Here is a 6,330-nt window from a genome sequence, read left to right as displayed (position 1 = left end):
CATCCAGTCCCCGACACGGCCTAATTCAGCGGTCTCCTAGTAGGGCCTGGACCTGCTGGGCGGCCACGGTCATACCCTGGGCGTAGAGCGGATTGAAGCTGCACACGGCGTCGCCGATCGCGAGGAAGCCTTCGGGCGGTCTTCCGAGGTCTTCGTAGCGCCGGCGCAGGGAGCCGCGGAAGCGGTGCGGGACAGGATCGTCCAGCGGCTCGGCCTGGGTGACGAGCTCATGGATGTCGGGTACCGGCAGCGTGGCGGCGAAGGCCCGGAATCCATCGTGATCTGTTGGTGGATGATCTCCAAGCATGCCTCCGAGCGTGATGTGCCACCGATCGCCTTCCAGGGCGATGGCGCCCCCACCCCGTCGTCCGGGCATGGTCGAGACGACAACCCCTATGTCGCCGCCAAGGTGTTCCGGCCGGCGGTGGAAGGTACATGAGGAATAGCCGAGGTCTATGTCGATGCGTTCCTGCGAGGGCTGGGGCTGGCCGATCTCGGTGAGCCACTGCGGTGCGCGGGAGCCGCGACCGGTCGCGTCGACCACGAGATCGGCGCTGATCACCTCGGTCCTGTCGGTGCGTGTGTCCGCCGGGTTCGCCCCGTCCGCCAGGACGCTGCCGTCGAATGCATCGTTGCTGGAGCCGTCCCCGCTGGGAACGACTCGTACGCCGGCGATCCGGTTCGCCTCCCCGGGGGCTGTGACCAGCCCGACCGCTGTCAGCCGCTGTCGTATGCATACTCCTGGCAGAGCGGTCGTCCTGGCTCGTATGGTGCTCTCCAGCAGTGGCCGGCTGGCCAGCAGCGAGGTCAGTCCGGTGGGGGTGGGGTGGACCTGCAGCCCGCTCAGATACCAGCGTGACTTCACCAGTACCTCGGTCATGGGCGCACCACGCTCGCCAAGCTCGGCGGTCATGCCGGGAAAGAGCTCCTCCATGATCTGACGCCCGCACTCCATCAGGCCGTGCAGGTGCCGGCCCTGGGGCGCGCCGCGGCGCTGTTCGACCTCGGGCAGCACATCGCGCTCGACAATGGTGACCCTTTGGTAGCTGTCAGCAAGTACCCGGGCAGCCAGTGTTCCGGCGATGCTTGCGCCGAGTACGACAGCGTGGCCGCGTGTGGCCGCCCGGGGTCCGCCTGGACTCGTGACCGTATTCTTGTCCGTCATCGCGTCTCCTGTGGCTGCCGGCGCCGCGACCGGTGCGCATGAATCAATACCTGATTATCAAGTTGTTGTCATGGTTTCTTGTCGATCGCCGTCGCCAGCGGACATATTCGAGCAGCGGGACGGAAAGCCGTCAACCGAAATTTCTTGAATCCTATCGAACCATGCGCCGCGACAATCGACGGTTGTCGGACGCCTGCCGCCTGCACGTTGTCAGGCGTCGGCCCGGATGGTTCATAATTCATTCGGTCCGGTGGGTCTGCTCCGGCGGGACGACCCAGGCCGGATGCTGGTGTTCTACCCGGCTTGGGTCATGTCCGCGGGTTGCAGCAGCAGGCATGTGCTCGTCCCGTGGGCTATCAGCTTTCCGCCGGGATCGGTGACGCGTGCTTCCGCGAGTGCGGTCCGCCTTCCGACGTGGATGGCCAGACCCTCGCAGGTGAGCCGGTCCGCGTCGAGTTTCACCGACCGAACGAAGTTGACCTTCAGCTCGAGCGTGGTGTAAAGAACCCCGTCGGGGAGCCTGGTGAAGACCGCGCTCCCCATGGCGGTGTCCATGAGAGTCGCAAGGACCCCGCCATGCACGGTGTACATCGCGTTGGCCGTGGCCGGTGAGGGCGCAAGCGTGTAGACCGTCCGACCCTCGTCGACCGACTCGACAGCGATGCCCAGCGAGTGGCCGACCCCGATCCCGGCCTGCAAACCGTACTCCAGCAGCTGCCGCAGTTCCCGAATGCGGCTCGACGCGGAGGACTCCTCTTGCGTGCCGTTCACGTGCACGGGCCTGCCCTCCTTTGTTTCCTTCACCAGCGTTCACCGGAAGATACGCCGACATCTGTTGAAACAGGACCACGAAACGGTGGACTACGGATGAACGGTCTGTTGCCGTGCAATGGATGAATAAGATGAACGGTCTGTCGCCGGGCACTGTCCCGGCAGATACCGGGTGTGCCTTCGTGTCGTTCCTTCCCGATTCGGTGAAAGGCACGGACCGGATGGTGGAAATCATTGACCGTAGGTCGGTCGAGGTCACGCGACGCTGGGCTGCTGCGGCTCCGCCGCGGGCACGGCCCGGCTGGCGTGATCGCCTCGCTCGCGTAGCACGATCGCCGTCACGACGACCCCGACCAGCGCTCCGGCCGCGGCGACGATGAAGGTGACGTGCATCGAGGTGACGACCTCGCCCCGCTGCGGCGAGAGGACACCCGCCAGGGCCACTCCGAAGACGGCCCCGAACTGCCGGAACGTGTTCATCGTTCCGGACGCCGTACCGGCGAGATCGGCTGGTACCGCACCCATCATCGCCTGGATCGCGACCACGCCGCTGGACAGGGGTATGCCGACACCGAGCAGCACCAGGGCCCATCCGTAGCTGAAATAGCCGCCTGCGTCTTCGACCAGGATGAGCCCGCCGAGTCCGGTCGCCACGAGGAGCAGGCCCAGGACCATGGTCGTGCGGGTCCCGAGCCGGGCTACCACGGCGGCTGCGCCCACCGAGGCCACACCGAGGAATCCGGTGAGCGCCAGGAAGCGCACCCCGGTTTCCGCCGGTGACAGGTGCCGGGTCTCCTGGAGGTACACGGTCAGCAGGAACAGCACTGCGTACAGGCCGAACAGGCCGAGGAAGTTCACGATGCAGGCCACGGCGACCGCGGGAATGCGCAACAGGCGCGGCGGGAGCATCGGCTGCGGACAACGGATCTCCCACAGCACGAAGAGCGTCAGGAGCACGACGCTGCCGGACAGGAGCCCGATGATGATCGACGAAGACCAGCCGAACCGACCGCTTTCGATCATCGCGAACGTCAGTGAGCCGCTACCGAGTATGAACAGCAGCTGCCCTGTGAGGTCCAGCCGCCTGGCCGGTGCTCGGTTCGTCGGGGTGCCGGCTGGCAGCGTTCCAGGAGCGCCGTCGGATTGTCCCTCGACGCTGTGACTGTTGTGGGATGGCTGGCCGACAGTGGCCGGGGGCAGCGTCCAGGACAGGCCGGCGAGTGCCACCGCGCCGATCGGCAGGTTGATCCAGAACAGGATCTGCCACCCGGCTGCCTGGACTCCCAGCCCGCCGATGATCGGCCCGAGCGCTACCGCCGTGCCGGCGACGCCACCCCACACGCCGATGGCGCGGGTCCGCCGTCTCGGGTCGGCGAACAGTCCCGAGGTGACCGCGAGTGACAGTGGTACTACCGCCGCCGCGAACACGCCCTGGCCCGCGCGCGCGGCGATCAGCGCTCCCGGGGCGGGGGCAAGCGCGCAGGCGACCGAACAGGCCGTGAAACCACCGGTGCCGGTCAGCAGGACCACCTTGCGACCGAAACGATCGCCGAGCGATCCCGCGGTCAGCAGCAGGCCGGCAAAGCCCAGAGTGTAGGCGTCCAGGATCCACTGGGCCGCGGTGACGTCGGCGTGGAGATCGGCACGGATCGCCGGCACGGCGACCGGTGTGATGCTGGTGTCCAGGTAGACCGCGAAGGTCGCCACACAGACGAGCACGAGCCGGACCAAAGGACGGTCGCGGTGCGACACCGAAGCGGACATTCCGTCTGACCTCATGAAAAAATCCCTCTGCCGGTGACCGTCTCGTGGTGTATGGCTTGTAGGATCTGTGCCCGTGCCCTGGACGCCGTCGTATGGTTCAGTATTTCGCGTGGATGATTGCGCGTGGCGCGGATCCGTTCCGTCAGTCTAATATCGGTGTGCGCGCGGGTGCGTCGAGATTGCCGAGTGGTAAACGTCACGACAACGTATTGATAAGTGTCCGTGAAGCGGTCAGCCGATGGAATCTACCGCCGTTAGTACTACCGATCGTTTCGGTCAATCGGGCGATTGGGTCTACCGAATCGGCATTGACATCATCCCGGTGGGTTCGCACACTACTGAAGTGCCTGCTGGCGCCCGGCCCACAGTTCCCGATCCGTCATCCCACCGGCCAACCGACGGGAGTGTTGCGAACGGGTGAAGTTTTCGTGGTGGCTGTTCGTCGTGCCGGATCGTCCTTGCGTCGAATCGTCCTGACGGCTTCGCACGCGACCCGCCCGGTCGTCGACGTGCTGTTCGCCAGGGATTTGCTTCGTGTTCGTTTCACCCGGCTCTCGACGACGCCATCGAGTTCTCGTTTCCCGACATTGGAAATCGTCGCCGCGAGTAGGTGGTTGATATGCTGCAGTACAAGTCTGGGGACGGTGTTGTTCTTCCCGCCGATCGGGGCCTGTCCTTCATCCTGGACGAGGGCGTCCGCCTGGCTGCGGACCGTCCCGTGTTGAGCTGGAAGAACGCCGCCGGCTGGCAGGACGTCAGCTACCGGCGGTTCGCCGACCACGTCCGGGCCGTCGCCAAGATACTGCTGTCACACGGAGCCGCGCATGGCGACCGGGTGGCCGTGCTGGGACGGACCAGCTACGAGTGGGCTGTGGTGGATTTCGCGGTGCTCAGCATCGGCGCGGTCACGGTTCCGATCTATCCGACTGCTTCCGAGCAGCAGATACGCCACCTGCTGGTCGACTCCGCGGCCAGTTGGTGCTTCGCCGAGACCGACGATCAGCGTATCCAGCTCGACCGGATCGGCGGATCGGCCCTGCGCGCCGGTGCCTGGCTGCTGGAGACGGTCGGGGCCTGGCGTGAGGCGGATCAGGACGGGCCCGAAGACGCCGAGTTCGACGACCGCCGCGCCAAGGTACGTGCCGACGACCTCGCCACGATCGTCTACACCAGTGGCACCACCGGCACGCCCAAGGGGTGCATGCTCACCCACCGTAACTTGTATGCCTCCTCCGCCAACACCGTCGAGCACACCGGGCAGCTGTTCCGCAGCGCCGCCGGGGAGCAGGCGACGACGTTGCTGGGCCTGCCGCTGTCACACGTCTTCGGCCGGACGATCCTCATCGCCTGCCTGTACGGGGGCACCCGGACCGGGCTCGTGGCGGGCGTGCCGGAGCTGATCGCGGAGCTTCCGGTGTTCCGGCCCACGTTCCTCGCGCTCGTGCCGTACGCGTTGGAGAAGATCCGCAAGCGCGTGCGCGAGCCCGCGGCCGGTGGGGTCGGCGTGGTCGACGCCGAGGCGGAGCGGATCGCGATCGAGTTCGGCCTCGCCAGCGCGCGCGGGCTGCGGATCGACACCGACCTGCACGACGCGCACGCCGCGTTCGACGAGAAGGTCTACAGCCGGGTACGGGCCTCCTTCGGCGGTCGCTTCCAGCATGCGATCTGCGGCGGTGCGTCGCTCGACGACTCGACCGCGGCGTTTTATGGTGGCGTGGGGGTGCAGATCCTCAACTGCTACGGGCTGACCGAGGCCGCGACGGCGGTGACGGTGAACGTCCCGGCCACCAACCGGATGGGCAGCACCGGGCGCCCGATCCCGGGTACCACGGTAGCGATCGCGGATGATGACGAGCTGCTCATCCGCGGCCTCAACGTCTCGCCGGGGTACTGGCAGGGAAGCCCGCAACCCACCGACCGGGACGCGACACAGGCCGGTGAGGGCCCGTGGCTGCACACCGGCGACCTCGGGCGGCTGGACGACGAAGGCTTCCTCTACATCACGGGTCGCCGCAAGGAGATCCTGGTCACCAGCGGCGGCAAGAACGTTGCGCCCACCCCGCTGGAGGACCGCGTCCGGCTGCATCCGCTGGTGAGCAACTGCATGGTGGTGGGCGACGCGCGACCGTTCGTCAGCGCGTTGGTGACGATCGACCCCGTCGCGCTCTCCGGATGGAAGGCGAGCCGGGGAGCCGAGGGCGAAGACGACTCCTGGCGCCACAACCCTGATCTGCTCGCGGAGATCCAGACCGCGATAGACGACGCGAACAGCCTGGTCTCCCGCGCCGAGTCGATCCGGGCGTTCCGGGTTCTCGCGACCGACTTCACCGTGGATGGGGGACAGCTGACCCCCTCGATGAAGTTGCGCCGGAACGTGATCGAGGCCGACTTCGCCGCGGACATCGCCGCGGTGTACGGCTGAGCGCTCCTTTCTTTTCCTTCCCCTACCGTCTGGTGAACTGGTCGAAAATTTTCCGCGTGTCGTCCCATCCGTTCTTCCCCACCGTTCCCGGATCGTGGATCAATTGTGTCGTCCAATCGGTCGATATATCTCGGTCATAGTTGTTGACTCTCATTCCGGTAGTTGTGGAAAATTGATCCGTGCCCGTACTCGTACCAGGTGCGGTACC

At 66.4% G+C, this 6,330-nt stretch carries 4 protein-coding genes; 1 reads left to right on the top strand and 3 read right to left on the bottom strand.

What is annotated here, in order from left to right:
• Window positions 1-25: 25 nt before the first annotated feature.
• The 3 genes from CV1CTNOD_RS15605 to CV1CTNOD_RS15595 form a co-directional block, all read right to left on the bottom strand.
• Window positions 26-1,165, bottom strand: coding sequence for an NAD(P)/FAD-dependent oxidoreductase (locus CV1CTNOD_RS15605; protein WP_131786805.1), 1,140 nt, complete (start codon window positions 1,163-1,165; stop codon window positions 26-28).
• Between the two features lie 294 nt (window positions 1,166-1,459).
• Window positions 1,460-1,942 (bottom strand): PaaI family thioesterase, encoded by a 483-nt coding sequence (locus CV1CTNOD_RS15600; protein ID WP_131786804.1) that lies wholly within the window; start codon window positions 1,940-1,942, stop codon window positions 1,460-1,462.
• 249 nt (window positions 1,943-2,191) lie between these two features.
• The gene (locus CV1CTNOD_RS15595) at window positions 2,192-3,715 is read right to left on the bottom strand and encodes an MFS transporter (protein ID WP_131786803.1); all 1,524 of its coding nucleotides are present in this window, start codon (window positions 3,713-3,715) and stop codon (window positions 2,192-2,194) included.
• A gap of 604 nt (window positions 3,716-4,319) precedes the next feature.
• On the opposite strand from CV1CTNOD_RS15595, the gene CV1CTNOD_RS15590 reads away from it, so the two are divergent.
• Window positions 4,320-6,122 (top strand): AMP-dependent synthetase/ligase, encoded by a 1,803-nt coding sequence (locus CV1CTNOD_RS15590; RefSeq protein WP_131786802.1) that lies wholly within the window; start codon window positions 4,320-4,322, stop codon window positions 6,120-6,122.
• Window positions 6,123-6,330 lie beyond the last annotated feature (208 nt).

Origin of the sequence: Protofrankia symbiont of Coriaria ruscifolia (genome assembly GCF_900634745.1) — a bacterium.
GTDB classification, from domain to species: domain Bacteria; phylum Actinomycetota; class Actinomycetes; order Frankiales; family Frankiaceae; genus Protofrankia; species Protofrankia californiensis.
Note: the sequence above shows the minus strand (reverse complement) of the source record. Positions and strands in the feature narration are given on the sequence as shown.

What these genes read in the sequence shown, in the direction of transcription:
- CV1CTNOD_RS15605 (WP_131786805.1), bottom strand. Translation starts at nt 1,165, where the DNA reads ATGACGGACAAGAATACGGTCACGAGTCCAGGCGGACCCCGGGCGGCC.
- CV1CTNOD_RS15590 (WP_131786802.1), top strand. Translation starts at nt 4,320, where the DNA reads ATGCTGCAGTACAAGTCTGGGGACGGTGTTGTTCTTCCCGCCGATCGG.
- CV1CTNOD_RS15595 (WP_131786803.1), bottom strand. Translation starts at nt 3,715, where the DNA reads ATGAGGTCAGACGGAATGTCCGCTTCGGTGTCGCACCGCGACCGTCCT.